The sequence below is a fragment of the Erwinia sp. L03-1 genome (genome assembly GCF_058686115.1).
This window is the reverse complement of record NZ_CM178762.1, coordinates 4,773,542-4,800,521: the sequence shown is the minus strand read 5'-3', so window position 1 is coordinate 4,800,521 and position 26,980 is coordinate 4,773,542. Positions and strand designations below refer to the sequence as shown.

The following is a 26,980-nucleotide window of genomic DNA, read 5'->3' as shown; positions in this document are numbered from 1 at the left end:
TAAGGCCTGGCCCCGCTACCTCAGATTACCAGCCGATTTCCGCCGCAAAGCCGCCTTCCGGGCGGTTACCGAAGCTCGCCTGCATACCGTGCTGGCGGGCAATATGGCTGACGATTGACAGGCCAAGCCCACTCCCCGATTTCTCCTGCCCCGGTGGCCGAAAAAAACGTTCGCCAATGCGCGACAGTGCCGTGCTGCTGACGCCCGGCCCATTGTCCACCACCTTCAGACCCCGGGCGGAAAGCGCCAGTCTGATGCTGCCGCCCGGCTCGCTGTAGCGGATCGCGTTATCCAGCAGGTTGCGTACCAGCAGGGCAAGCAGCAGCGGGTTACCCGCCCTCATCACCGGTGAATCAGGCGCATCCAGCATTATCTCCACCCCTGCATCCTGAGCCGCAGCGTAATGGTCGATCACCGCCTGTTGCAGGAGCTGTTGCAGATTGATCGGCTCTGTTTGCAGCGTTTCATCGCTGTCGAGCCGCGACAGAGTAAGCAGCTGATCAACCAGTCTGGTGGCCCGATCGATACCGGCATCCAGGTTTTTCAGGGCATGGTGTCGTACGGCGAGATCGTCATGCGCCAGCTGCGCCACTTCGGTTTGCACCTTTAATGCGGCGAGCGGGCTCCTCAGTTCATGGGCGGCATCGGAGGTAAAGCGGCGTTCGCGCTGAAGCATCTCGCCGATGCGGACGAAAAGCGCGTTCAGCTCATCCAGCAGCGGGCGCACCTCCTGAGGCACACGAGGCTCAACCAGCGGCGTCTCATCCGCGGGTGCGCGCAGGCGAAGCTGCCGGGTGATTCGTTTCAGCGGGGCCAGTTCGTGCGTAACCAGCCACAGCAGCAGCAGCAGCATGACCGGCAGCGCCACCAGCCAGGGGATCAGATTCGCCTGGACGATATCGCGGGTCATATCATGGCGGTATTCCCACTGCTGGCCGACCATCACCACAAACTGATTGTCCGCCGTGGGAAGGCTGACCAGTCGCCACAGATCGTCGTCGCCCTTTAATTTGCCGTTGCTAAAGCCGTTGCGCGACGGCTGAAAGCGAAAATCTCTGCCGTTATCGCCGTCATTAATCACCATCCTGCCGTCGCGGGTAAATACCGCAAAGGCCAGCACATCATCATCCTGTTCTCCGCGATGGTGGCGAAGCAGCTTTTTGGTTTTCGGCAGCGTCAGCGGTTGCTGGGTCAGCTGAGCAGGATCCATCGCCGCCAGCCGCTTAGCAAACAGCATCTGCTGCGTATCAAACAGCTCGTTGATTTTATCCTGCGTCTGCCACCAGGATCCTGCGCTGGCCACGCCCCAGCAGATTAGCGTGAGCAGAATAAACCCCAGCATCAGGCGCAGGCGCAGGCTGAGCTGGCTCATGCTGAGCCTCCCAGCGTATAGCCTACGCCGTGTACCGTACGGATAAACTGGCTGCCGAGCTTTTTACGCAGGTGATGAATATGCACCTCAACGGCGTTGCTGGAGATTTCCTCATCCCAGCTGTACAGCTTCTCCTCCAGCTGCGCGCGCGTCAGTACCCTGGACGGGTTCATCATAAACAGCTCAAGCAGCGCCAGCTCGCGGGACTTAAGCGTCAGAGGTTCGCCGTTGTGGGTGACGCGGTGAGAGTGAGGCTCCATCGACACCGGTCCGTGGTTAAGGACAGGCTGTAACTGACCGTGGCGGCGGCGGATCAGCGCCTGTAACCGTGCGGCGACCTCACTCAGCGCAAAAGGCTTGCAGAGGTAGTCGTCGGCACCCTGCTGAAGGCCGGCGACCCGCTGTTCCAGCGCATCCCTGGCCGTCAGGATCAGCACGGGGATATCCTGGCCCTGCTGACGCCACTGGCGCAGGATCGTCAGCCCGTCCATGCCCGGCAGGCTCAGATCCAGCACCACCGCATCATAGGGTGCGCCCAGCAGCGCAGACTGCCCCTCGCTGCCATCGGTAAACCAGTCCACGCTGAAGCCCAGCTTGTGCAGGCCGGCTTTGATGCCGTCGCCAATCAGGCGATCGTCTTCAATCACTAAAATACGCATGGCGGATTCCTTATATCGTTAAGGATTTATACGTAACAGCGTGGCGTGTTGTACAGGACGTTCGGCGCTTTTCGTGGATATTGCCCCACTTAATGAAAAAAATTCACCGCAGCCGCCCTCTTAAGATCCTGTTAAGAACGCTGTGGTGTAATCCTTTCTGAAGACCACAGTCTGCGCGGTAAAAACTACCGTGCCTCAAGGGAATACAGGAGAATACGATGAAAAAGAGCGCTGCATTATTTGCTATTGCTGCCCTGGTATCCACGCCGGTACTCGCGGCCCACAGCGGCGGCTTTGTTGACCCAAATGCGCCGGCGGCTGCCGTACAACAGGGCGGATTCAGCGGCCCTGACGGCACTCAGGCCACGGTGAAACAGGCGCTGGAGATGAAAGATGATGCCTGGGTGACCCTGCGTGGGCATATTGAAAAACGCGTGGGTGATAACGAGTATCTGTTTCGCGACGCAACCGGCACGATGACGGTCGAGATTGACCACAAACGCTGGCAGGGGCAAAGCGTCACGCCCGCCGACAACGTAGAGCTGCGGGGCAAAGTCGATAAAGATCACGGCACCCTGGAGCTGGACGTGAAGCACATCAGTAAGGTGCAGGGCTGATCCCAGGGCGCAGGTGAGAAACGTGCGGACATTACTCCGCCGTGAGCATCGCGACCAGATGCAGGACCGCCGGTGAGCGGTCAAAACGGCGCCACGCCAGCGCAATATCGGTATTGAGCGTGGCGTCATCGATCTGATGAAACGTGACGCCCGGATAGCTGATACAGCACAGTGAAGCGGGCACGATGGTAAAGCCAAACCCGGCGGCGACCATGCCAATGGCCGGTAATATCTGCGGTGACTGCTGGCCTGGTTTCGGCTGGAAACCCGCGCGCAGGCAGGCCGCAATCACCATCTCATACAGGCTGGGCGACACCTCACGCGGGAAGACAATCAGCGGTTCATCCGCCAGCTGGGCCAGCGACAGGCACGGCTCGCCGCCCAGGGCATGTCCTTCGGGCAGCACCACCCGCATCTGTTCAGTGGCGATCACCTTCAGGTTAAATGCCTTACTGCTTTCGCAGGGCAGACGCACGATCGCCGCATCCAATAACCCTTCCTGTAAATCGTGCATCAGCGCGGACATGTTCTGCTCACGCGACAGCAGGGTCATATCCGGATAGCGGTCCTGAAACCGTCGGATCAGGGTAAAGACGGCAGAATGAAAGGCGACGGAACTGGCAAACCCCAGTGACAGCTCTCCGCTAATGCCGCGCGCAATCCCCCTGGCCTTTTCCAGCGCCAGCCCGGTCAGTTCCAGGATCTGACAGGCATCCTGATAAAAGGCCTCTCCCGTTTCCGTTAGCTCGACCCCACGCGTCAGCCTTTTCAGCAGCGGCGTACCTATTTCCCGCTCCAGCCTGAGGATCTGCTGGCTGAGCGGCGGCTGAGAAATTCCCAGCATTTCGGCGGCGCGCGTAAAGTGGCGCGTTTGTGCAACCGCCACGAAATAACGCAGATGGCGAAGTTCCATATTAAATTCGTCTCAAAGTAGTGGCTTTTCTATATTGGTATCCCCGACTGAATCGAGTCAATATTCAGTTAACAAATCTTAACTGTTTAGATCCTGAGGGGCGTGATGAAACATTCTGTAACCGACTGTATGTGCGAACAACAGCTGGCGTCTACCGTCAGTGCGTTACGGCAACATAAACCAGAAAGCGTTATCTATCAGACCTCTTTGATGAGTGCGCTGCTCAGTGGCGTTTACGATGGCACCACCACCGTTGCCGACCTGCTACGTAAAGGCGATTTTGGCCTCGGCACCTTTAATCAGCTCGACGGCGAGCTGATCGCCTTCGACAAAGAAGTTTACCAGCTGCGATCCGACGGTAGCGCAACCTCGGCCGATCCGCAGCAGAAAACGCCGTTTGCCGTGATGACGTTTTTCAATCCGCAGTATCGTCACGTGCTGAACGGCCCGGCCAGTCGTGAAGCTGTTCATCAGATTATTAATGAGCAGGTTACCTCCGATAACCAGTTCTGCGCGCTGCGCATTGACGGCCTTTTCACCTCGGCGCAGACGCGCACGGTTCCCTGCCAGCATCGGCCTTATCGTTCCATGCCGGAAGTGCTTGGCCAGCAGCCCACGTTTCACTTCACCGATCGTCGCGGTGTGGTGATTGGTTTTCGCACCCCGCAATACATGCAGGGCATTAACGTGGCGGGCTATCACGAACACTTTATTACCGACAATCGTCAGGGCGGCGGACACCTGCTGGACTATCAGCTGGAAGAGGGCGTACTGACCTTCGGTGAAATCAGCAAGCTGGTTATCGATCTGCCCCACGACAGCGATTTTCTCAAGGCCGATCTGAATCCTGAAAATCTGGATTCCGCTATTCGCTCTGTTGAGAGCTAAACCCTTTTTAGGAGCTATGATGAAAAATCCAACCGAGACTCCGGTATGGCAGCACGGTGCCGATCTGGTCGTGGCGCAGCTTGAAGCGCAGGGCGTAAAGCAGGTTTTCGGCATTCCGGGCGCAAAAATCGATAAGGTCTTTGACTCGCTGGTGGACTCAACCATCCAAACTATTCCGGTTCGTCACGAAGCCAACGCGGCCTTTATGGCCGCTGCGGTGGGCAGACTCACCGGCAACGCGGGCGTGGCGCTGGTCACCTCAGGGCCGGGCTGTTCAAATCTGATCACCGGTATGGCGACCGCCACCAGCGAGGGCGATCCGGTCGTGGCGCTGGGCGGCGCAGTTAAGCGCGCCGACAGCGCGAAGCAGGTCCATCAGAGTATGGATACCGTGTCGATGTTCCGTCCGATCACCAAATTCGCGGCGGAAGTGACTGATTCAAATGCCCTGGCTGAAGTGCTTTCCAACGCCTTCCGCTATGCGGAACACGGCCGCGGGGGTGGGTCATTTGTCAGCCTGCCGCAGGATATTGTCGATCAGCCCGCCAAAGGCTACCCGCTGCTCTGTAAAGGCCATGTGGTTCTGGGCTCGGCACCGGACTCCGCCATTGATGAAGTGGCGAAGCACATCGCCAGCGCGAAAAACCCCGTGCTGCTGCTGGGCCTGATGGCCAGCCAGGCCGCCAACAGCGATGCGCTGCACCGCCTGCTTGCCAGCAGCCATATCCCGGTGACCAGTACCTATCAGGCCGCCGGCGCCGTCAGGCAGGAGCACTTCTCCCGCTTCGCTGGCCGGGTTGGCCTGTTTAATAACCAGGCGGGCGATCGCCTGCTGCGCCAGGCCGATCTGATTATCACCATCGGCTACAGCCCGGTTGAGTATGAACCTGCGATGTGGAACAGCGGCAACGCCACGCTGGTGCATATTGATGTTCTGCCCGCCGATACGGACAACTGCTATCTGCCGGATGTCGAGCTGGTCGGGGATATTGCCTCCACCCTCGATAAGCTGGCGGATAAAATTACCGCGCCGCTGCAGCTCAGCGAACAGGCCGCCTCCGTGCTCCAGGATCGTCAGCAGCAGCGCCAGCTTCTGTCGCTCCAGGGCCAGAGCCTTAACCAGTTTGCTCTGCATCCGCTGCGTATCGTGCGGGCCATGCAGGACATCATTAACAGCGACGTGACCCTCACCGTGGATATGGGCAGCTTTCATATCTGGATCGCCCGTTACCTTTACAGCTTCCGCGCGCGTCAGATCATGATCTCTAACGGTCAGCAAACGATGGGCGTGGCGCTACCGTGGGCAATTGGCGCCTGGCTGGTGGATCCGAGCCGTAAGGTGGTTTCCGTCTCCGGCGATGGCGGCTTCTTACAGTCCAGCATGGAGCTGGAAACGGCGGTCAGGCTCGGTGCCAATATTCTGCACATTATCTGGGTGGATGAGGCCTACAACATGGTGGCGATGCAGGAAGAGAAGAAATATCACCGCGTATCAGGCGTGAAATTCGGTCCGGTTGATTTCAAAGTCTATGCCGAGGCGTTTGGCGCCGCCGGCTTCACGGTAAACAGCGCGGCCGAGCTGGAACCGACGCTGCGAAAAGCGATGGATGTGCAGGGACCTGCTGTGGTCGCCGTGCCAGTAGACTATGCTGATAATCCGATGCTGATGGGTCAACTGCATCTGAGCCAGATTCTGTAACACACGTTTAAGGAGAAGGTATGAAAACCAAAGTAGCATTGGTGACCGGCGGCGGTCAGGGTATTGGTAAAGCCATTGCCCTGCGCCTGGCAAAAGACGGCTTCGCCGTTGCGGTAGCGGATTATAACAGCCAGACGGCAGGTCAGGTTGCGGATGAAATCGTCAGTGCCGGCGGCAAAGCTTTAGCCGTGACGGTAGACGTATCGAATCGCGATCGGGTCTTTGCTGCCGTCGAGCAGGCGCGTAAAGAGCTGGGCGGTTTTGACGTCATCGTCAATAACGCCGGTGTCGCACCGACCACGCCAATCGAAGAGATCACCGAAGAGACGGTCGATAAAGTTTATAACATCAACGTTAAAGGCGTGATCTGGGGCATGCAGGCGGCCATCAAAGCCTTTAAGGCTGAAGGCCACGGCGGCAAGATTATTAATGCCTGTTCCCAGGCGGGCCACGTCGGTAACCCTGAGCTGGCGGTTTACAGCTCAAGTAAATTCGCCGTGCGCGGCCTGACGCAGACCGCCGCGCGCGATCTGGCACCGTTAGGAATTACGGTGAATGCCTACTGTCCGGGCATCGTGAAAACGCCAATGTGGGAGGAGATCGATCGTCAGGTTTCCGCCGCCGCAGGCCAGCCAGCGGGCTACGGCACGGCAGAGTTCGCCAAACGCATCACCCTGGGCCGCCTTTCTGAGCCGGAAGACGTGTCAGCCTGCGTAGCCTTCCTTGCCGGCCCTGATTCCGACTATATGACCGGTCAGTCACTGCTGATCGACGGCGGGATGGTCTTTAATTAATCCTGTATTGCAGACCGGCTCCGGTCGGTCTGCTGTTCTTCTTTCCCCCCATTCCCCCCTCTTAAGTCAAACCTTCATCGCCGCAGGCGAAACGTTTCGATAGCGATCACATTTTCCACGCATGGTGATTGTTTTCCCGTCTGGCTTTCATACACTCCCCGCAAGCGAAACGTTTCGCTCTGGAGTGAACGATGAAAAAAGGCACCTTACTGAATTCTGAAATATCGGCGCTGGTTTCCAGGCTCGGGCATACCGACAGCCTGGTAATTGGCGACGCGGGATTGCCCATTCCGGCTGGCCCTCAGCGTGTTGATCTGGCGCTGACGCAGGGGATCCCCAGCTTTTTACAGGTGGTTAAAGCCGTGACCGACGAGATGCAGGTAGAAAGTGTCATCATCGCCGAGGAGATTAAGTCCCATAATCCTCAGCTTCTTAGTGAACTCTCCGCTCTGCTCGACTTACTGCAACAACACCAGGGAAACACCATCGCGATTTCGTACGTGAGTCACCAACAGTTCAAACAGCAAACGCAGCGCAGCCAGGCGGTCATTCGCAGCGGGGAGTGTTCTCCCTATGCCAATATCATCCTGTGCGCTGGCGTGACCTTCTGAGGCCGTCATGCAACCTTTATTGCAGCTGCAAGGCATTGATAAATCCTTTCCCGGCGTCAAGGCGCTTTCCGGCGCCGCGCTGGCGGTCTATCCCGGACGCGTTATGGCGCTGGTGGGTGAGAACGGCGCCGGTAAGTCCACCATGATGAAGGTGATGACCGGCATTTACCCCCGGGATGCCGGCTCGGTGAAATGGCTCGGTAACGAGACCACGTTTAGCGGGCCAAAGGCATCACAGGAAGCCGGCATCGGCATCATCCATCAGGAGCTTAACCTGATCCCGCAGCTCAGCATTGCTGAGAATATCTTTCTGGGGCGGGAGTTTGTTAACGGCTTTGGCCGCATCCTGTGGAAAAAAATGCATGCCGAGGCGGACGTCCTGCTTAAACGCCTGAACCTGCGCTTTAGCAGCCACAGGCTGGTGGGCGACCTGTCGATTGGCGACCAGCAGATGGTCGAAATCGCCAAGGTACTGAGCTATCAGTCCAAAGTGATTGTGATGGACGAGCCAACGGATGCGCTGACCGATACCGAAACCGCCTCGCTGTTTCGCGTCATCCGCGAGCTGAAAGCGCAGGGCTGCGGCATTGTCTATATCTCCCACCGGATGAAAGAGATTTTTGAAATTTGCGATGACGTCACCATCTTCCGCGACGGCCAGTTTATTGCCGAACGCGCGGTGGAGAGCCTGGACGAGAATTCGCTGATTGAAATGATGGTGGGCCGCAAGCTGGAAGAGCAGTATCCACGGCTGGACAAAGCCCCCGGCGAAGTTCGCCTGAAGGTTGAGCATCTCAGCGGACCGGGCGTGGAGGACGTCAGCTTTACGCTGCGTAAGGGCGAGATCCTGGGCGTGGCAGGGCTGATGGGCGCGGGACGAACCGAACTGATGAAGGTGCTTTACGGTGCGCTGGCCCGAACCCACGGCAGCGTAACGCTGGATGGGCGGAATATCCTCACCCGCACGCCGGAAGATGGGCTGCGAAACGGCATTGTCTATATCTCCGAAGACCGCAAGCGTGACGGGCTGGTGCTGGGCATGTCGGTGAAGGAGAACATGTCGCTGACCGCGCTGGACTACTTTAGCCACGGCGGCGGCAGGCTGAAACACGCAGAGGAGCAGCTGGCGGTCAGCGACTTTATCACCCTGTTTAAGGTGAAAACGCCGTCGATGAACCAGCCGATCGGCCTGCTTTCCGGCGGCAATCAGCAAAAGGTGGCCATCGCCCGTGGGCTAATGACCCGTCCTAAAGTCCTCATTTTGGATGAACCCACCCGCGGCGTGGACGTCGGCGCTAAAAAAGAGATCTATCAGCTTATTAATCAGTTTAAGGACGAGGGGCTGAGCATCATTCTGGTTTCCTCTGAAATGCCGGAGGTGCTGGGCATGAGCGACCGCGTGCTGGTGATGCACGAAGGGCGCCTGAGCGGTGATTTCCCAATTGAACAGGCCACGCAGGAAGTCCTGATGGCGGCAGCAGTAGGTAAGCTACAGAGTGTGGAGCACGCATGACCATGAATACCCGAACGATCCCTGCTAACCGGCTGTTTAGCAAGACCTGGCTGCTGGAGCAAAAATCCCTGATCGCGCTGATTGTGCTGATTGCTATCGTCTCCAGCCTCAGCCCGAACTTTTTTACCCTGAACAATATGTTCAACATTCTGCAGCAGACCTCCGTTAACGCCATTATGGCGGTCGGCATGACGCTGGTTATCCTGACCTCCGGTATCGATCTATCAGTGGGGTCGCTGCTGGCGCTGACCGGCGCGGTAGGCGCATCGCTGGTGGGGATGGAAGTTAACGCGCTGGTGGCCGTGGCCGCCTCTCTGGCGCTGGGCGCAGCCATTGGCGCCCTGACCGGTACTATCGTGGCGAAAGGACGCGTGCAGGCCTTCATCGCCACGCTGGTGATGATGCTGCTGCTGCGGGGCGTCACGATGGTGTACACCAATGGCAGCCCGGTCAATACCGGCTTCAATGACAATGCCGATCTGTTTGGCTGGTTCGGTATTGGCCGCCCTCTGGGTATTCCCACGCCGGTGTGGCTGATGGCGGTGGTGTTCGCACTGGCCTGGTACATGCTGCATCACACCCGCCTGGGCCGCTACATTTATGCGCTGGGCGGCAACGAGGCGGCAACGCGCCTGTCCGGCATCAGCGTCAGTCGGGTGAAAATTGTGGTGTATGCGCTGAGTGGCATGCTGGCCGCACTGGCGAGCACCATCGAAGTGGCAAGGCTCTCATCGGCACAGCCGACCGCGGGAACGGGCTACGAGCTTGATGCCATCGCCGCCGTTGTGCTGGGCGGTACCAGTCTGGCCGGCGGCAAAGGGCGAATCATGGGCACCTTAATTGGGGCACTGATCCTCGGCTTCCTGAATAACGGGCTTAACCTGCTCGGCGTTTCCTCCTACTACCAAATGATCGTCAAAGCTGTGGTGATTTTGCTGGCGGTGCTGGTAGATAACAAAAGCAGTAAATAACTCATCCCTACAGGAAATTATGATGAAAATGACCAAACTGACTGCACTTGCCGTTCTGCTCGGCGCCACGCTGAGCGCCAGCGCCATGGCGAAAGACACCATCGCGCTGGTAGTTTCCACGCTGAATAATCCCTTTTTTGTCTCGTTAAAAGACGGCGCACAAAAAGAAGCGGATAAGCTGGGTTACAACCTGGTCGTGCTGGATTCACAGAACAACCCGGCAAAAGAGCTGGCTAACGTTCAGGACTTAACCGTACGCGGAACTAAGCTGCTGCTGATTAACCCGACTGATTCTGACGCGGTGGGCAATGCGGTCAAAATGGCTAATCAGGCCAGTATCCCGGTAATAACCCTGGACCGTATGGCGGCGCAGGGCAAAGTGGTCAGCCACGTGGCATCGGATAACCGCTTCGGCGGCAAGATGGCGGGTGACTACATTGCGAAGAAGGTGGGTGAGAACGCGAAAATTATCGAGCTGTCCGGTATTGCGGGCACCTCCGCCGCGCGCGAGCGGGGTGAAGGCTTTAAATCTGCTGCCGATGCGCATAAGTTCGTTATCCTCGCCAGCCAGCCTGCCGACTTTGACCGCACCAAAGGTCTGAACGTGATGCAGAACCTGCTGACCGCGCATCCTGACGTGCAGGCGGTATTTGCTCAAAATGATGAAATGGCGCTCGGCGCAATGCGCGCATTGCAAACTGCCGGTAAATCTGATGTGGTGGTGGTCGGCTTCGACGGCACCGCAGACGGGGTAAAAGCCGTTCAGGGTGGTAAGCTGGCCGCTACCGTGGCTCAGCAGCCGGAGCAAATCGGCGTTATCGGCGTGCAAACGGCTGATAAAGTGCTGAAGGGCCAGAAAGTTCAGGCTATCAACCCGGTTGACCTGAAGCTGGTCACGCAATAAATCAAAGAAAAGCATGGCACGCGCCACCCTTTCCGGGTGGCGCCTTTTTCTGGACGCCTTTATGAAAAAATCCGGCAAGCTGACCGTCCTTGGCAGCATTAATGCAGACCATATTCTTAACCTGATGCAGTTCCCCCGGCCCGGCGAAACGGTGACCGGCGGCGAGTATCAGGTCGCTTTTGGCGGAAAAGGGGCAAATCAGGCCGTTGCGGCAGGGCGCAGTGGGGCGGATATCGCCTTTATCGCCTGCGTGGGCGACGATGATATCGGTCAGCGCATTCGCCAGCAGCTGGCAACCGACCAGATCGATATCACCCCTGTCGAAGTCGTGGCAGACCAGTCTACCGGCGTGGCGCTTATTTTTGTCAACGGTGCGGGCGAAAACTGTATTGCGATCCATGCCGGTGCCAACGCGGCGCTGACGCCGGAAAGGGTCAGCCAGCACCAGCAGATGATAGCGGAGTCGGACGCGCTGCTGATGCAGCTTGAGTCGCCGCTGGCGAGCGTACTGGCCGCCGCAAAACTTGCCCGCCAGCATCAGACGCGCGTTATCCTCAACCCCGCGCCCGCCGTCGCACTTTCCGATGAGCTGCTGGGACTGGTGGATATGATTACCCCCAATGAAACGGAAGCGGAAATATTGACTGGCGTGCACGTTGATTCCGACGAAGCGGCGGCGCGTGCGGCTGGCGTGCTGCATGAGAAGGGTATCGACAGCGTTCTTATTACTCTCGGCAGCCGCGGCGTGTGGCTGAGTGAACAGGGTAAAGGCCAGCGTATTGCCGGTTTCCGGGTGGAGGCGGTTGATACGATAGCGGCAGGCGACACCTTCAACGGCGCGCTTATCGCCGCCCTGCTCGAAGGGCAGGCGATGGATCGCTCCGTGCGCTTTGCCCATGCGGCTGCGGCTATTTCGGTGACCCGCCACGGCGCGCAGCCATCCGTACCCTGGCGCAGTGAAATCGATCGCTTTTTGCAGCAGCAGGGGTAGCGCGTGGCCACTATGAAAGATGTCGCGCGCCTCGCGGGCGTGTCGACCTCTACCGTTTCCCACGTTATTAACAACAACCGCTTCGTCAGCGAGGCGGTGCGGGAAAAAATCACCTCGGCGATTGCCGAGCTGAATTATGCCCCATCGGCCCTGGCACGCAGTCTGAAGCTCAACCAGACGCGCACCATCGGTATGCTGCTGACCGCCAGTAGCAACCCTTTCTACTCTGAAGTGGTTCGCGGCGTCGAGCGGAGCTGCTATGAGCGCGGTTACAGCCTGATCCTGTGCAATACCGAAGGGGATGAAAACCGCATGAACCGCAGCCTTGAAACGCTGCTGCAGAAGCGGGTGGATGGGCTGCTAATCATGTGTACTGAAAGTCATCTCCCCTCGGCGGATATTCTTAACCGCTATCCCTCTATTCCTTCGGTGATGATGGACTGGGCCCCTTTTGAGGGCAGCAGCGACATTATTCAGGACAACTCGCTGCTGGGCGGGGAGATGGCGACCCGGTTTCTGATCTCCCGGGGTTACCGGCGCATTGCCTGCATTGCCGGCCCGCAGGATAAAACGCCTGCCCGTCTGCGTCTGGAAGGTTTTCAGCGGGCAATGAAGAGCGCGGGCTTACCGGTGCCGCCGTCCTGTGTGGTCAGCGGTGATTTCGAGTTTGAGGGCGGGTTCAACGCTATGAATCAGCTGCTATCGCTCTCCCCGCTGCCCGAAGCGGTTTTTACCTGCAACGATGCGATGGCGGTGGGCGGCTATCATGCGCTCTTCCAGGCCGGACTGTCGGTGCCGCAGGATATTGCGGTCATTGGCTATGACGACATCGAGCTGGCGCGCTATATGACGCCGCCTCTGACCACCATTCACCAGCCTAAAGATGAACTGGGGGAGCTGGCGATTGATACGCTTCTTCACCGCCTCGGCGAGCCGGGCGACAGTCAGCAGTTACTGATTCTGACGCCAGAGCTGGTAGAGCGCGGCTCGGTGGGTGAGCGTTAAGCGCGTTTTTTGCGCTTCTCCCGGTCAGCAATCAGATGGCGGCCATCTCCCGGTTTAAGCAGCCTGAATACCAGCCCGGAAAACACGGTTACCACGCCCATGGTCAGAAAGGTAGCGTGGAAGTGCTGCACCGTGGTGCCATCAAAGTTTTCATAGAAACGCAGCACCGCGGCACTCACCGCGACGCCAAAGCTGATCGCCAGCTGCTGGGTGACGGCCAGCATACTGTTACCGCTGCTGGCGTTACCCTCATTTAAATCCGCCAGCGTAATGGTGTTCATCGCCGTAAACTGGGTGGACATGGCCATGCCCAGAACAAATAGCGGAAGCAGAAGGACGACCAGGCCCATTGCTGGCGTCTGTAGCGCAAAGGTGGCAATCAGCGCACCGATAATCACGCTTATCCACATTAGCGTGGTGCGGTAGCCGAACCAGCGAAGCACCTGGGTGACCGTTGATTTAGCCAGGAGCGATCCTAATGCCGTCGGGGCCATCATGCAGCCAGCGAGAATGGCGGAATAGCCGAATCCCACCTGTAGCATTAGCGGCATCAGGAAAGGAATGCAGCCGGTGCCAAGCCGGGAAGCGATATTCCCGAGGATCCCCACCGAGAAGGTGCGGGTTTTAAACATCGGTAAGGGAATGAGGGGAGTCGCATGGCGCCTCGCGTGAGCAATATAAAGAAGCAGCAGCACTATCCCTCCCGACGTAACGGCCAGAGCAATGCTGCTGGCCACTATCTTCTCGCCCAATAGCTCAATCCCGCTCGACAGCAACACAAGGCCTATACTAAACAGAATAAAGCCCAGCAGATCGAAGCGGCGTTTGGGCGTGGTGAAATCCGGCATATATTTACGGGCGTAAATAATACCCAGAATGCCCATCGGAATATTTATCAGGAAGATCCAGTGCCAGCTGGCCCAGGTCACCAGCACGCCACCCAGCAGCGGCCCCAGAACCGGGCCAATCAGCCCGGGCATAGTGACAAAGTTCAGCACCGGCAGCAGTTCGCTACGCGGATAGGCCCTGAGCAATGCCAGCCTGGCGACGGGCATCATCATCGCGCCACCAATCCCCTGAAGTACCCGGAAGGTCACCAGCATGGCCAGAGAGTCTGAGAGCGCGCAGGCCAGCGACCCTAGCGTAAATAAAGAAACCGCCACCACAAATACTTTGCGCGTACCGAAGCGATCGGCCAGCCAGCCGCTGACGGGGATCAGCATGGCAACGGTTAAGGTGTAGCTGATGATGGCAGACTGCATTGCCAGGGGGGAGCGATTCAGGCTCTGCGCGATGGCGGGAAGAGCGGTGTTCAGTATCGTGGCATCCAGCGCCTGCATAAAAAAGGCCATGGCGGCTATCCACGGAAGTCCGGCCATACTGCGCGCGGATTTTGTCATTTGGCATCCTTTCTATTATTCATTGTGGCTTAAAGACCCTGGTAGCTTAAGAGTAGCACCCCCATTTATGGATTTCACAAAGGGTAGAATGGGCATTTGGGATGAATATGGTGCAATAACAACCCGATAGTGAGTGATTAATCGCCGATCGGTTAAAAAAAGGACGGTCAGATCTTTTTTTTAAAGAAAGGCTTGTCACCCGTCAGGAACTCCCTATAATGCGCCTCCACTGACACGGAACAACGGCTTAACGGTCACCGGGTCAGGAAGAGAAAAGTGAGAAATTCCTTGACTCTTCAGCGGGAAAGCGTAATATCTGCACCCCGCGCCACACGAGATTATGTGGCACCGCTCTTTAACAATTTATCAGACAATCTGTGTGGGCACTCGCAGGATTGATATCAGCGCCGCAAGGCGCAAAAAATATCAAGTCTTAAGAGTGAACACATAATGAAATTCATTATGACGTTTTACACTTGAGCATCGCTTCACTTGTTGAAGCAAATCGAACTTTTAAATTGAAGAGTTTGATCATGGCTCAGATTGAACGCTGGCGGCAGGCCTAACACATGCAAGTCGAACGGTAGCACAGGAGAGCTTGCTCTTTGGGTGACGAGTGGCGGACGGGTGAGTAATGTCTGGGAAACTGCCCGATGGAGGGGGATAACTACTGGAAACGGTAGCTAATACCGCATAACGTCTACGGACCAAAGTGGGGGACCTTCGGGCCTCACACCATCGGATGTGCCCAGATGGGATTAGCTTGTTGGTGAGGTAATGGCTCACCAAGGCGACGATCCCTAGCTGGTCTGAGAGGATGACCAGCCACACTGGAACTGAGACACGGTCCAGACTCCTACGGGAGGCAGCAGTGGGGAATATTGCACAATGGGCGCAAGCCTGATGCAGCCATGCCGCGTGTATGAAGAAGGCCTTCGGGTTGTAAAGTACTTTCAGCGGGGAGGAAGGGAGTGAGGTTAATAACCTCGTTCATTGACGTTACCCGCAGAAGAAGCACCGGCTAACTCCGTGCCAGCAGCCGCGGTAATACGGAGGGTGCAAGCGTTAATCGGAATTACTGGGCGTAAAGCGCACGCAGGCGGTCTGTCAAGTCGGATGTGAAATCCCCGGGCTCAACCCGGGAACTGCATTCGAAACTGGCAGGCTAGAGTCTTGTAGAGGGGGGTAGAATTCCAGGTGTAGCGGTGAAATGCGTAGAGATCTGGAGGAATACCGGTGGCGAAGGCGGCCCCCTGGACAAAGACTGACGCTCAGGTGCGAAAGCGTGGGGAGCAAACAGGATTAGATACCCTGGTAGTCCACGCCGTAAACGATGTCGACTTGGAGGTTGTTCCCTTGAGGAGTGGCTTCCGGAGCTAACGCGTTAAGTCGACCGCCTGGGGAGTACGGCCGCAAGGTTAAAACTCAAATGAATTGACGGGGGCCCGCACAAGCGGTGGAGCATGTGGTTTAATTCGATGCAACGCGAAGAACCTTACCTGCTCTTGACATCCACGGAATTTGGCAGAGATGCCTTAGTGCCTTCGGGAACCGTGAGACAGGTGCTGCATGGCTGTCGTCAGCTCGTGTTGTGAAATGTTGGGTTAAGTCCCGCAACGAGCGCAACCCTTATCCTTTGTTGCCAGCGATTCGGTCGGGAACTCAAAGGAGACTGCCGGTGATAAACCGGAGGAAGGTGGGGATGACGTCAAGTCATCATGGCCCTTACGAGCAGGGCTACACACGTGCTACAATGGCGCATACAAAGAGAAGCGACCTCGCGAGAGCAAGCGGACCTCACAAAGTGCGTCGTAGTCCGGATCGGAGTCTGCAACTCGACTCCGTGAAGTCGGAATCGCTAGTAATCGTGGATCAGAATGCCACGGTGAATACGTTCCCGGGCCTTGTACACACCGCCCGTCACACCATGGGAGTGGGTTGCAAAAGAAGTAGGTAGCTTAACCTTCGGGAGGGCGCTTACCACTTTGTGATTCATGACTGGGGTGAAGTCGTAACAAGGTAACCGTAGGGGAACCTGCGGTTGGATCACCTCCTTACCTGAAGATACTTTCCCGCGTAGTGTCCACAACAGATTGTCTGATAGAAGTAATGAGCAACAGTACAGAGTCCCCATCGTCTAGAGGCCCAGGACACTGCCCTTTCACGGCTGTAACAGGGGTTCGAATCCCCTTGGGGACGCCATCTCCTGATAATGAGTGAAAGACATTATCAACCGTATCTCAAAGCTGATTCTGCCTGATGGCGAGTCATGTTTGAGATAACTGCTCTTTAATAATCCGGAACAAGCTGAAAATTGAAACGACGTATCGTTTTCATTCTCCGTAATAAGAATGAAATAACACGATATGGTCGGGTCTCTCAAATGCTTACTCCTCAGAAAGCTGAGGGCTGAGTGAACGGCTGAAATGCAAGGCGCCCGGCGCACAGCAACGCGGAGTGGACTTTATGTCCATGAGCAGTTGCGAGCACCGGAGCAACGCCGCAGTTCAGACGGGTCACGCAGCCAGAATCTTCTGGGTTGTGAGGTTAAGTGACTAAGCGTACACGGTGGATGCCCTGGCAGTCAGAGGCGATGAAGGGCGTGCTAATCTGCGATAAGCGCCGGTAAGGTGATATGAACCGCAACAACCGGCGATACCCGAATGGGGAAACCCAGTGTGTTTCGACACACTATCGCAACATGAATACATAGTGTTGCGAGGCGAACCGGGGGAACTGAAACATCTAAGTACCCCGAGGAAAAGAAATCAACCGAGATTCCCCCAGTAGCGGCGAGCGAACGGGGAGGAGCCCAGAACCTGAATCAGTTTGTGCATCAGTGGAAGCGTCTGGAAAGTCGCAGGGTACAGGGTGACACTCCCGTACACAAAGATGCACTTGCTGTGAGTTCGAAGAGTAGGGCGGGACACGTGATATCCTGTCTGAATATGGGGGGACCATCCTCCAAGGCTAAATACTCCTGACTGACCGATAGTGAACCAGTACCGTGAGGGAAAGGCGAAAAGAACCCCGGCGAGGGGAGTGAAACAGAACCTGAAACCGTGTACGTACAAGCAGTGGGAGCACCTTCGTGGTGTGACTGCGTACCTTTTGTATAATGGGTCAGCGACTTATATTCTGTAGCAAGGTTAACCGTATAGGGGAGCCGCAGGGAAACCGAGTCTTAACTGGGCGTTAAGTTGCAGGGTATAGACCCGAAACCCGGTGATCTAGCCATGGGCAGGTTGAAGGTTGGGTAACACTAACTGGAGGACCGAACCGACTAATGTTGAAAAATTAGCGGATGACCTGTGGCTGGGGGTGAAAGGCCAATCAAACCGGGAGATAGCTGGTTCTCCCCGAAAGCTATTTAGGTAGCGCCTCGTGAACTCATCTCCGGGGGTAGAGCACTGTTTCGGCTAGGGGGCCATCCCGGCTTACCAACCCGATGCAAACTGCGAATACCGGAGAATGTTATCACGGGAGACACACGGCGGGTGCTAACGTCCGTCGTGAAGAGGGAAACAACCCAGACCGCCAGCTAAGGTCCCAAAGTCATGGTTAAGTGGGAAACGATGTGGGAAGGCACAGACAGCCAGGATGTTGGCTTAGAAGCAGCCATCATTTAAAGAAAGCGTAATAGCTCACTGGTCGAGTCGGCCTGCGCGGAAGATGTAACGGGGCTAAACCATGCACCGAAGCTGCGGCAGCGACACTTATGTGTTGTTGGGTAGGGGAGCGTTCTGTAAGCCGTTGAAGGTGGACTGTGAGGTCTGCTGGAGGTATCAGAAGTGCGAATGCTGACATGAGTAACGATAAAGCGGGTGAAAAGCCCGCTCGCCGGAAGACCAAGGGTTCCTGTCCAACGTTAATCGGGGCAGGGTGAGTCGACCCCTAAGGCGAGGCCGAAAGGCGTAGTCGATGGGAAACAGGTTAATATTCCTGTACTCGGTGTTACTGCGAAGGGGGGACGGAGAAGGCTATGTTAGCCGGGCGACGGTTGTCCCGGTTTAAGCGTGTAGGCTGGTGTTCCAGGTAAATCCGGAATGCCTTAAGGCTGAGGCGTGATGACGAGGCACCACGGTGCTGAAGTAACAAATGCCCTGCTTCCAGGAAAAGCCTCTAAGCATCAGGTAACAACGAATCGTACCCCAAACCGACACAGGTGGTCAGGTAGAGAATACCAAGGCGCTTGAGAGAACTCGGGTGAAGGAACTAGGCAAAATGGTGCCGTAACTTCGGGAGAAGGCACGCTGGTGCGTAGGTGAAGCGACTTGCTCGCGGAGCTGAAGCCAGTCGAAGATACCAGCTGGCTGCAACTGTTTATTAAAAACACAGCACTGTGCAAACACGAAAGTGGACGTATACGGTGTGACGCCTGCCCGGTGCCGGAAGGTTAATTGATGGGGTTATCGCAAGAGAAGCTCCTGATCGAAGCCCCGGTAAACGGCGGCCGTAACTATAACGGTCCTAAGGTAGCGAAATTCCTTGTCGGGTAAGTTCCGACCTGCACGAATGGCGTAATGATGGCCAGGCTGTCTCCACCCGAGACTCAGTGAAATTGAACTCGCTGTGAAGATGCAGTGTACCCGCGGCAAGACGGAAAGACCCCGTGAACCTTTACTACAGCTTGACACTGAACATTGAGCCTTGATGTGTAGGATAGGTGGGAGGCTTTGAAGCGTGGACGCCAGTCTGCGTGGAGCCAACCTTGAAATACCACCCTTTAACGTTTGATGTTCTAACCTGGCGCCATAATCTGGCGTGGGGACAGTGTCTGGTGGGTAGTTTGACTGGGGCGGTCTCCTCCTAAAGAGTAACGGAGGAGCACGAAGGTCAGCTAATCACGGTCGGACATCGTGAGGTTAGTGCAATGGCATAAGCTGGCTTGACTGCGAGAGTGACGGCTCGGGCAGGTGCGAAAGCAGGTCATAGTGATCCGGTGGTTCTGAATGGAAGGGCCATCGCTCAACGGATAAAAGGTACTCCGGGGATAACAGGCTGATACCGCCCAAGAGTTCATATCGACGGCGGTGTTTGGCACCTCGATGTCGGCTCATCACATCCTGGGGCTGAAGTAGGTCCCAAGGGTACGGCTGTTCGCCGTTTAAAGTGGTACGCGAGCTGGGTTTAGAACGTCGTGAGACAGTTCGGTCCCTATCTGCCGTGGGCGCTGGAAGATTGAGAGGGGTTGCTCCTAGTACGAGAGGACCGGAGTGAACGCACCACTGGTGTTCGGGTTGTCATGCCAATGGCATTGCCCGGTAGCTAAGTGCGGAAAAGATAAGCGCTGAAAGCATCTAAGCGCGAAACTTGCCTCGAGATGAATCTTCCCTGACCCTTTAAGGGTCCTGAAGGGACGTTGAAGACTACGACGTTGATAGGCCGGGTGTGTAAGCGCAGCGATGCGTTGAGCTAACCGGTACTAATGACCCGTGAGGCTTAACCTTACAACACCAGAAGCGTTCTGGTGAGCGTTGAGAGACAGAAAGACAATTTTCAGCTTATCCGGAAAGAATTAAGCTGTTCTGCATATTACGCATGCGGGACAGAGCAGGAGATTTTATCTGCCCTGCGGACCTTATTCCGCGGAGTGTGATTTAAAAGATTAGCGGGAACGAAAGAGTTTGTGCTGAAGCAGTGCGGCAAACGCAGCGAAGGAAGGAGCATACTGAAGTATGTGACTGAGTTTGCAGGTGCGACCAGTGCAGCAGCGCAAAATATTCGTTCCGTGCACCAAGATTTGCCTGGCGGCTGTAGCGCGGTGGTCCCACCTGACCCCATGCCGAACTCAGAAGTGAAACGCCGTAGCGCCGATGGTAGTGTGGGGTCTCCCCATGCGAGAGTAGGGAACTGCCAGGCATCAAATAAAGCGATAACCCTGACCTCACGGTCAGGGTTTTTTGCGTTATGGGGCAGGGAAATTATTCGGCCCAGAGTCAGTATTATGCGTACAGGGGCCGGGGGGATTGCGCTCAGGATCATGCGTACAGGGGCCGGGAATTGCGCTCAGGATCAGGATTACAGCATTCAGGCCCCGCTCGCGGTCATGACTGTTACGTGCTGGTCTGTAAATCAGCCCGTAACCTTCACTCAGTACCGGCAGCGCGGCGCTGTTTTTTCAGCCACTGAGCAATAAAATCCACCGCGGTATCCACCCCATTCAGATCCAGCAGTGGCACCCGACACTCCAGGTTGATGTCGCCAGCAACAGCAATAACGTGCTCATCCAGCCCGTCGGGGAAGGGTTTTCCCGTCTCATGCCGGTAAAGCACTATCTTCGGCACGGCTTCGCCTTTAAAGCCTTCGATTAGAATCAAATCAAGCTTGCTCTCATCCATTCTGCTGGCCAGGTAGTGCAGATCCAGCGTGTCAGCCGCAGAGGTTTCGGTCATTAGCGCCCAGCGCTGTTGACTGGCGACTATCACCTGATCGGCACCCGCCTTACGTAACTCGTAGCTGTCTTTACCCGGCTCATCAATTTCCATGTCGTGATGGGTATGTTTAATCAGCCCACAGCGAATACCCCGCTCTGAAAGCAGTGGGATCAGCTGCTTCAACAGCGTCGTTTTTCCTGTGCCGCTGGCCGCGACAATAGCTAACAGGGGGATCACAATGCTTCATCCTTACCCAGGAGATCGCTGGGGTAGTTAATATTTGCGAAAGCGGCAGGGCAGCTATCGAAAGAGACAGCATGACCGCCTGCCTGCTTAAGAAATAGCATGACTCGCCGTTCTCCGGCTGCCAGAAATGAAGCAAGATCCCCAGCCAAACCGACGTTTACCAGCGCCAGCGTCGGATGATCGCGATCGCCACTGTGCGCCCATACGGCAGGTGCATTCTTTTTCTCCTGCCACAGGCGCGCAACTAAGTCGTCAGGAAGCTCTGGCGTATCACAGGGCACAAAAACGGCCCAGTCTTCAGCGATATTTTGTAATGCTGCAAGCATGCCTGCCAGCGGCCCGGGAAAGCCCGACAGGGTATCTGCGAATACCGGAACACCACTCTGCTGATAAATAGAAATATTACGGTTTGCACTGATGCAAAGCTGGCTTACCTGAGGAGAAAGCCGCCCTAACACATGCTGATAAAGTGGTTTACCCCGCCACGGGATGAGACCTTTATCTTCACCGCCCATACGGCTTCCCTGGCCGCCAGCAAGGATTACGCCAGTAACGGGTAGGAGGGAGATCGTGGACATAAAGCTTACACCCTCTTTTAATGTGGGTTTAACCCTGCTAACGTAGCAGAATTAACCTTTTAACAGGAACAACAGCATGAAATGCCATCGTCTGAACGAATTAATTTCACTGCTTCAGCCAGCCTGGCAGCAGGAACCCGATCTTAATTTAGTGCAATTTTTGCAGAAAATCGCGGATGAAGCGGGTTTTACTCAGCCCATTGGCGACATTACCGACGACGTTCTAATTTATCATCTTAAAATGCGCGGCACGGATAAAGATGAAGCTATCCCCGGTCTGAAAAAAGATTATGAGGAAGACTTTAAGACTGCTTTGCTGCGTGCCCGCGGCGTGATTAAAGATTAAATCACCATTTACCGTCATGCTGCCCGTTTGATGATATTCTTTATCGCTAATTCATTTGCGATAATCTGTGAGTATGTCGGATGAAAGCACCTGCCTTTAACTTTCAAAATCTGGATCCTGATACCATTCTGGATGCGCTGTGGCAGACCGGAATTCGGGTAGAGTCAGGGCTTACTGCCCTGAACAGCTATGAAAACCGGGTCTACCAGTTCTCCGATGAGGACAGGAAACGCTACGTCGTTAAGTTCTATCGCCCGGAGAGGTGGTCAGATCAACAGATCGGCGAAGAGCACCAGTTTACCACCGAGCTGCTTAATGATGAGGTGCCCGTCGCGGCTCCGCTGCTTCTTCAGGGGACGACCCTCCATCAGCATCAGGGCTACCGTTACGCGGTTTTCCCCAGCCTGGGAGGACGGCAGTACGAAACGGATAACTATGACCAGCTGGAGTGGGTAGGACGCTTTCTGGGCCGAATCCACCAGACGGCCAGAAAGAAGACCTTTACCGTGCGGCCGACCCTGGGTCTGAAAGAGTATATCGAAGAGCCGCTGGCCGTTCTCGAACAGAGCCGCCTGATCCCGGCAAAGCTCAAAGAGCCTTTATTAGCCAGCGTCAGGCTTATCGGCACAACTTTACATAATTACTGGCATACTCAGTGGCAGCCGATGCGCCTGCATGGCGATTGCCATCCAGGTAATATCCTCTGGCGCGACGGTCCGCTGTTTGTCGATTTGGATGATGCGCGCAATGGCCCCGCCATTCAGGATCTCTGGATGCTGATCAACGGTGATGTTCAGGAGCAGCGTATCCAGTGGGATATTTTACTGGAGGCTTACAGTGAATTCAGTGAGTTCGACTCACATGAATTGTCACTGATTGAGCCTTTACGCGCCATGAGGATGGTTTATTATCTGGCATGGGTGGTCCGCCGTTGGGAGGATCCCGCATTTCCTGCAAGTTTTCCGTGGATGACGGACGAGGATTTCTGGCGCAGGCAGATCGCTATTTTTAATCAACAGGCAAAGCTGTTGCAGGAACCCCCGCTGCAGCTTGTACCTACTTTTCAGGGTTGATGGCCCTTTTGCTGTTAGGAGAGAATTTTCCAATGAAAAAGATTTGGTTTGCGCTGGTCGGCATGATGCTGGCAATGAGTGCATCGGCTGCGCAGTTCACCGATGGTCAACAGTATGTAACAATACAGAAGCCCGTTACCGGCGAACCTCAGGTTATGGAGTTCTTCTCCTTCTTTTGTCCTCACTGCTATGAATTTGAACACGTCTGGCACGTTAGCGATGCGGTGAAGAAAAACCTGCCCGCTAACACGAAAGTGACTAAATACCACGTGGAATTCCTGGGTGGAGATATGGGCAAAACCCTGACCCAGGCATGGGCGGTGGCGATGGCGCTGGGTGTGGAAGATAAAGTGACTGCCCCTATTTTTGAAGGCATCCAGAAAACCCAAACCATTACCGACCCGGCCAGTCTGAAAGCAACCTTTGTAAAAGCGGCGGGTATTAAGCCAGAAGATTACGATGCGGCGTGGAACAGCTTCGTGGTGAAATCGCTTGTTGCGCAGCAGGAAAAAGCGGCTGCTGACGTCGATCTGCGCGGTGTGCCAGCGATGTTTGTTAACGGAAAATACATGGTGAACAACGGCGGTCTGGATACCAGTTCAATGGATAACTACGTTCAGCAATATGCTAATGTTGTGAAATTCCTGCTGACCCAGAAGTAACCTGCTTTTGACCACGCCAGCCTGCGGCTGGTGTGGTTATCTTCCCCATCCGGCTGAAAATCCTGTTCTTAATTTGCTTCTCCCGGCTATGCCGATCCGTTGGATCCAATCGCGTCACATTGATCGGGGCATAAATAATATCCACACTGAATTAATTTCGGATGGAATAAAGCAAATCCTAAGGTAGCCTACTAACCTCATGTAATAAAAAGTAATTTTAACCGTCCACGATATCATATTCTGGTTGTTGCATTACGTTTGCAAATTTACGCACAAACTTATCCACAGTTTGTTATTGGGAAGCTATTCGCATAACCCATCTTTAAGGCACGATTCACCCCCGAGTTATTTCATCTTTTATGCTCAGCTGTGGCATCCTTACCACATTGATAAAACCAACGAAGAACGCAAAAAACCTATGGCACAAATTGCAGAAAACCCGCTTATTCTGGTAGATGGCTCTTCTTACCTTTACCGTGCTTATCATGCCTTCCCTCCACTGACCAACAGTGCGGGTGAACCCACGGGCGCAATGTACGGTGTCCTGAATATGTTGCGCAGTCTGCTGCTGCAATATAAGCCTGACCATGTCGCCGTAGTTTTTGATGCCAAAGGCAAAACGTTTCGTGATGAGCTTTTTGAAGATTACAAATCTCATCGGCCACCCATGCCGGACGATCTTCGTGCGCAAATAGAACCCTTGCACAACATGGTAAGGGCAATGGGGCTGCCGCTGCTGGCCGTGTCGGGCGTAGAGGCCGATGACGTCATCGGGACGCTGGCGCTGGAAGCCGGGAAAATAGGCAAGCCAGTATTGATCAGCACCGGCGACAAAGACATGGCGCAGCTGGTGACACCTGATATCACGCTGATTAACACCATGAATAACGCCATTCTCGGTCCAGACGAAGTGGTGGAAAAGTTCGGCGTGCCCCCTTCACTGATTATCGACTTTCTTGCCCTGATGGGCGACTCCTCAGACAATATTCCCGGCGTTCCCGGAGTGGGTGAAAAGACCGCGCAGGCACTGCTTCAGGGCCTGGGGGGGATAAAAGACATCTATGCCAACCTTGATAAGGTCGCTACGCTCACCTTCAGGGGCGCTAAGACCATGTCGGCAAAGCTTGAGCAAAGCAAAGAGCTGGCTTTTCTGTCTTATCAGCTGGCGACGATCAAAACCGATGTGCAGCTGGACGTAACCTGTGAGCAGCTCACGGTTAATCAGCCTGATGCAGAAACGCTGCTTGGCCTGTTCCGTCACTATGAGTTCAAGCGCTGGATAACCGATCTGGAAGAGGGCAAATGGCTACAGGGAAGGAAAGGCTCGCCAGCAGGACAGAAAGCGCCGGCAGAAGCAGTGGCTGAGAGCAGCACCAGTGAGGTAGCCAGCGTGCTGTCATCCGATGGCTACGTGACTATTCTGGATGAAGAAACCTTTGAAGCCTGGTTAAAAAAACTGCAGGACAGTTCACTGTTCTCATTCGACCTTGAAACGGATTCACTCGACACGCTGAGTGCAAATATTGTCGGACTCTCATTTGCGGTTGCGCCGGGTGAAGCGGCCTACCTGCCGGTGGCGCATGACTACCTTGATGCGCCCGTTCAGCTTGACCGCGACACCGTCCTGGCACGTCTTAAGCCCCTGCTGGAAGATAACAAGGCGTTTAAGGTTGGGCAGAACCTGAAGTATGACCGCGGCGTGCTGAAGAATTACGACATTGAACTCCAGGGCATCAGGTTTGACACCATGCTGGAGTCCTACGCGCTCAACAGCGTAGGGGGGCGGCACGATATGGATACGCTGGCCACCCGCTGGTTAAGCCATAAAACGGTCACCTTTGAGGAGATCGCCGGGAAGGGCAAAAAACAGCTGACCTTTAATCAAATCGCCCTGGAACAGGCCGCCCACTATGCCGCTGAAGATGCAGACGTTACGCTTCAGCTGCATCTTAAAATGTGGCCGGAGCTGGAAAAAGAAGCGGGTCCCAAACAGGTTTTTGAAGAGATCGAGATGCCGCTGGTTACGGTTATTTCACGCATCGAGCGCAACGGGGTTTTCATTGACCAGGGTATTCTGGCGAAGCATTCGATTGAGCTTACCGAGCGCCTGGCCGGACTGGAGCAAAAAGCGCATGAGCTGGCAGGTGAGCCGTTTAATCTCTCATCACCAAAGCAGCTGCAAACTATTTTGTTTGAGAAGCAGGGGATTAAGCCCACGAAAAAAACGCCGGGCGGCGCTCCCTCTACCAGCGAGGAAGTCCTTGCCGAGCTGGCGCTTGATTACCCCCTGCCGAAGGTGATCCTGGAACATCGTGGCCTGTCCAAACTGAAGTCAACCTACACCGATAAACTGCCGTTGATGATCAACCCGATAACCGGACGTGTCCATACGTCGTACCATCAGGCCGTTACGGCGACCGGACGTCTCTCATCGACCGATCCTAACCTGCAAAATATTCCGGTACGTAACGACGAAGGGCGTCGTATTCGTCAGGCGTTTATTGCCTCTGAGGGCTGTAAAATTGTTGCCGCCGACTATTCGCAGATTGAGCTGCGTATCATGGCGCATCTTTCCCAGGATAAAGGCCTGCTGAGTGCCTTTGCCGATGGGCAGGATATCCACCGTGCCACGGCGGCGGAGGTCTTTGGCATGGCGCTTGATAAAGTGACCGGCGAGCAGCGCCGCAGCGCTAAGGCAATAAACTTTGGTTTGATTTATGGCATGAGCGCATTCGGCCTCTCCCGCCAGCTCAATATTGGCGCAGGCGAAGCAAAGAAATATATGGATCTCTACTTCGAGCGTTATCCTGGCGTGCTGGAATACATGGAAAATACCCGTCAGCAGGCAGCCGCGAAGGGCTATGTCTCTACGCTGGACGGTCGCCGTCTCTATTTGCCTGATATCAACGCCAGCAATGCGATACGCCGCAAGGCCGCAGAGCGTGCGGCAATCAATGCGCCCATGCAGGGAACCGCCGCCGATATTATCAAGAAAGCGATGATCGCCGTGGATGGCTGGCTGACGCCACAGTCCATGCCGGAGGTGAAGATGATTATGCAGGTACACGATGAACTGGTTTTTGAGGTTAAAACCTCCGAGGTCGAGGCTGCATCAGCGAAGATCCGCGAGCTGATGGAAAATAGCATGACGCTTGACGTTCCGCTACGTGTGGATGTCGGCGTAGGTGATAACTGGGATCAGGCCCATTAATTAACAGAGTAAAAGAGAGTAAGGTGCAGACGCGGGCTTTTAGCCCGTCGTAAGCCTTTGCATGGCTGCCCCGGGGGGCCGACAGAAGTCATTTTGTTGGCCTCACGCAGAATCCATAAGAATTTCGTGTAGTTGGAAGCGACAGCGGAT

At 55.5% G+C, this 26,980-nt stretch carries 20 protein-coding genes, 1 tRNA gene and 3 rRNA genes; 18 read left to right on the top strand and 6 right to left on the bottom strand.

Annotation, left to right across the window (positions count from 1 at the left end; all coding sequences use genetic code 11):
• Positions 1-25: 25 nt before the first annotated feature.
• Positions 26-1,372 carry a quorum sensing histidine kinase QseC gene (gene qseC, locus AC4PCC_RS22005; protein ID WP_492125944.1) on the bottom strand — a complete coding sequence of 449 codons (1,347 nt, stop codon included), beginning with the start codon at positions 1,370-1,372 and terminating at the stop codon, positions 26-28.
• The gene (gene qseB / locus AC4PCC_RS22000) at positions 1,369-2,031 is read right to left on the bottom strand and encodes a quorum sensing response regulator transcription factor QseB (protein WP_492125943.1); all 663 of its coding nucleotides are present in this window, start codon (positions 2,029-2,031) and stop codon (positions 1,369-1,371) included. The genes qseC and qseB overlap by 4 nt, the downstream gene beginning before the upstream one ends.
• Positions 2,032-2,249: 218 nt before the next feature.
• Between qseB and AC4PCC_RS21995 the strand changes: the two genes are divergently transcribed.
• Positions 2,250-2,648, top strand: coding sequence for a YgiW/YdeI family stress tolerance OB fold protein (locus AC4PCC_RS21995; protein WP_492125942.1), 399 nt, complete (start codon positions 2,250-2,252; stop codon positions 2,646-2,648).
• A 31-nt stretch (positions 2,649-2,679) separates the two neighbouring features.
• Here AC4PCC_RS21995 and AC4PCC_RS21990 read toward each other — a convergent pair whose 3' ends face one another.
• Complete coding sequence (locus AC4PCC_RS21990; protein ID WP_067700667.1) at positions 2,680-3,561, bottom strand: LysR family transcriptional regulator; 882 nt, start codon at positions 3,559-3,561, stop codon at positions 2,680-2,682.
• Positions 3,562-3,666: 105 nt separating this feature from the next.
• Between AC4PCC_RS21990 and budA the strand changes: the two genes are divergently transcribed.
• The 9 genes from budA to rbsR all read left to right on the top strand — a co-directional run bounded on the left by budA (position 3,667) and on the right by rbsR (position 12,937).
• Complete coding sequence (budA, locus tag AC4PCC_RS21985) at positions 3,667-4,449, top strand: acetolactate decarboxylase (protein ID WP_492125941.1); 783 nt, start codon at positions 3,667-3,669, stop codon at positions 4,447-4,449.
• A gap of 19 nt (positions 4,450-4,468) precedes the next feature.
• Positions 4,469-6,148 (top strand): acetolactate synthase AlsS, encoded by a 1,680-nt coding sequence (gene alsS, locus AC4PCC_RS21980; protein ID WP_492125940.1) that lies wholly within the window; start codon positions 4,469-4,471, stop codon positions 6,146-6,148.
• A 20-nt stretch (positions 6,149-6,168) separates the two neighbouring features.
• Positions 6,169-6,942 (top strand): (S)-acetoin forming diacetyl reductase, encoded by a 774-nt coding sequence (locus AC4PCC_RS21975; RefSeq protein ID WP_067700675.1) that lies wholly within the window; start codon positions 6,169-6,171, stop codon positions 6,940-6,942.
• Positions 6,943-7,133: 191 nt separating this feature from the next.
• Positions 7,134-7,553 carry a D-ribose pyranase gene (gene rbsD, locus AC4PCC_RS21970; protein WP_067700677.1) on the top strand — a complete coding sequence of 140 codons (420 nt, stop codon included), beginning with the start codon at positions 7,134-7,136 and terminating at the stop codon, positions 7,551-7,553.
• Positions 7,554-7,560: 7 nt separating this feature from the next.
• Entirely contained in the window at positions 7,561-9,066 is a 1,506-nt protein-coding gene (gene rbsA / locus AC4PCC_RS21965; protein WP_345829596.1) for a ribose ABC transporter ATP-binding protein RbsA, read from the top strand.
• A 2-nt stretch (positions 9,067-9,068) separates the two neighbouring features.
• The gene (gene rbsC, locus AC4PCC_RS21960) at positions 9,069-10,037 is read left to right on the top strand and encodes a ribose ABC transporter permease (protein ID WP_067700747.1); all 969 of its coding nucleotides are present in this window, start codon (positions 9,069-9,071) and stop codon (positions 10,035-10,037) included.
• Between the two features lie 22 nt (positions 10,038-10,059).
• Positions 10,060-10,941, top strand: coding sequence for a ribose ABC transporter substrate-binding protein RbsB (rbsB, locus tag AC4PCC_RS21955; protein WP_067700683.1), 882 nt, complete (start codon positions 10,060-10,062; stop codon positions 10,939-10,941).
• A 61-nt stretch (positions 10,942-11,002) separates the two neighbouring features.
• The gene (rbsK, locus tag AC4PCC_RS21950; RefSeq protein ID WP_492125939.1) at positions 11,003-11,932 is read left to right on the top strand and encodes a ribokinase; all 930 of its coding nucleotides are present in this window, start codon (positions 11,003-11,005) and stop codon (positions 11,930-11,932) included.
• 3 nt (positions 11,933-11,935) lie between these two features.
• Positions 11,936-12,937, top strand: coding sequence for a ribose operon transcriptional repressor RbsR (gene rbsR, locus AC4PCC_RS21945; RefSeq protein ID WP_492125938.1), 1,002 nt, complete (start codon positions 11,936-11,938; stop codon positions 12,935-12,937).
• On the opposite strand, the gene mdtD is transcribed toward rbsR, so the two are convergent.
• Positions 12,934-14,337 (bottom strand): multidrug transporter subunit MdtD, encoded by a 1,404-nt coding sequence (mdtD, locus tag AC4PCC_RS21940; RefSeq protein ID WP_492125937.1) that lies wholly within the window; start codon positions 14,335-14,337, stop codon positions 12,934-12,936. The two genes, rbsR and mdtD, sit on opposite strands and share 4 nt — an antisense overlap.
• A gap of 515 nt (positions 14,338-14,852) precedes the next feature.
• Between mdtD and AC4PCC_RS21935 the strand changes: the two genes are divergently transcribed.
• From AC4PCC_RS21935 to rrf, 4 genes are all read left to right on the top strand, one after another.
• Positions 14,853-16,394 (top strand): 16S ribosomal RNA (locus tag AC4PCC_RS21935).
• Positions 16,395-16,463: 69 nt separating this feature from the next.
• Positions 16,464-16,539 (top strand) — tRNA-Glu (locus AC4PCC_RS21930).
• A 343-nt stretch (positions 16,540-16,882) separates the two neighbouring features.
• Positions 16,883-19,787, top strand: a 23S ribosomal RNA gene (locus tag AC4PCC_RS21925).
• Positions 19,788-20,083: 296 nt separating this feature from the next.
• Positions 20,084-20,199, top strand: a 5S ribosomal RNA gene (rrf, locus tag AC4PCC_RS21920).
• The 16S, 23S and 5S rRNA genes sit together here with 1 tRNA gene alongside, the layout of an rRNA operon.
• A gap of 227 nt (positions 20,200-20,426) precedes the next feature.
• On the opposite strand, the gene mobB is transcribed toward rrf, so the two are convergent.
• Together mobB and mobA are read right to left on the bottom strand one after the other, a co-directional pair.
• Positions 20,427-20,951, bottom strand: a complete 525-nt coding sequence (mobB, locus tag AC4PCC_RS21915; protein WP_492125936.1) for a molybdopterin-guanine dinucleotide biosynthesis protein MobB — start codon at positions 20,949-20,951, stop codon at positions 20,427-20,429.
• Positions 20,948-21,529 (bottom strand): molybdenum cofactor guanylyltransferase MobA, encoded by a 582-nt coding sequence (gene mobA, locus AC4PCC_RS21910; protein ID WP_492127594.1) that lies wholly within the window; start codon positions 21,527-21,529, stop codon positions 20,948-20,950. Before mobA ends, mobB begins: the two co-directional genes overlap by 4 nt.
• An 85-nt stretch (positions 21,530-21,614) precedes the next feature.
• On the opposite strand from mobA, the gene AC4PCC_RS21905 reads away from it, so the two are divergent.
• The 4 genes from AC4PCC_RS21905 (at position 21,615) to polA (ending at position 26,830) form a co-directional block, all read left to right on the top strand.
• A complete protein-coding gene (locus AC4PCC_RS21905) occupies positions 21,615-21,884 on the top strand; it encodes a YihD family protein (protein ID WP_067709190.1) in 270 nt (89 codons plus the stop codon).
• Between the two features lie 80 nt (positions 21,885-21,964).
• Positions 21,965-22,957 carry a serine/threonine protein kinase gene (locus tag AC4PCC_RS21900; protein WP_492125935.1) on the top strand — a complete coding sequence of 331 codons (993 nt, stop codon included), beginning with the start codon at positions 21,965-21,967 and terminating at the stop codon, positions 22,955-22,957.
• 32 nt (positions 22,958-22,989) lie between these two features.
• Complete coding sequence (dsbA, locus tag AC4PCC_RS21895) at positions 22,990-23,619, top strand: thiol:disulfide interchange protein DsbA (RefSeq protein WP_492125934.1); 630 nt, start codon at positions 22,990-22,992, stop codon at positions 23,617-23,619.
• A 418-nt stretch (positions 23,620-24,037) separates the two neighbouring features.
• Positions 24,038-26,830, top strand: coding sequence for a DNA polymerase I (gene polA, locus AC4PCC_RS21890; protein ID WP_492125933.1), 2,793 nt, complete (start codon positions 24,038-24,040; stop codon positions 26,828-26,830).
• Positions 26,831-26,980: the final 150 nt, after the last annotated feature.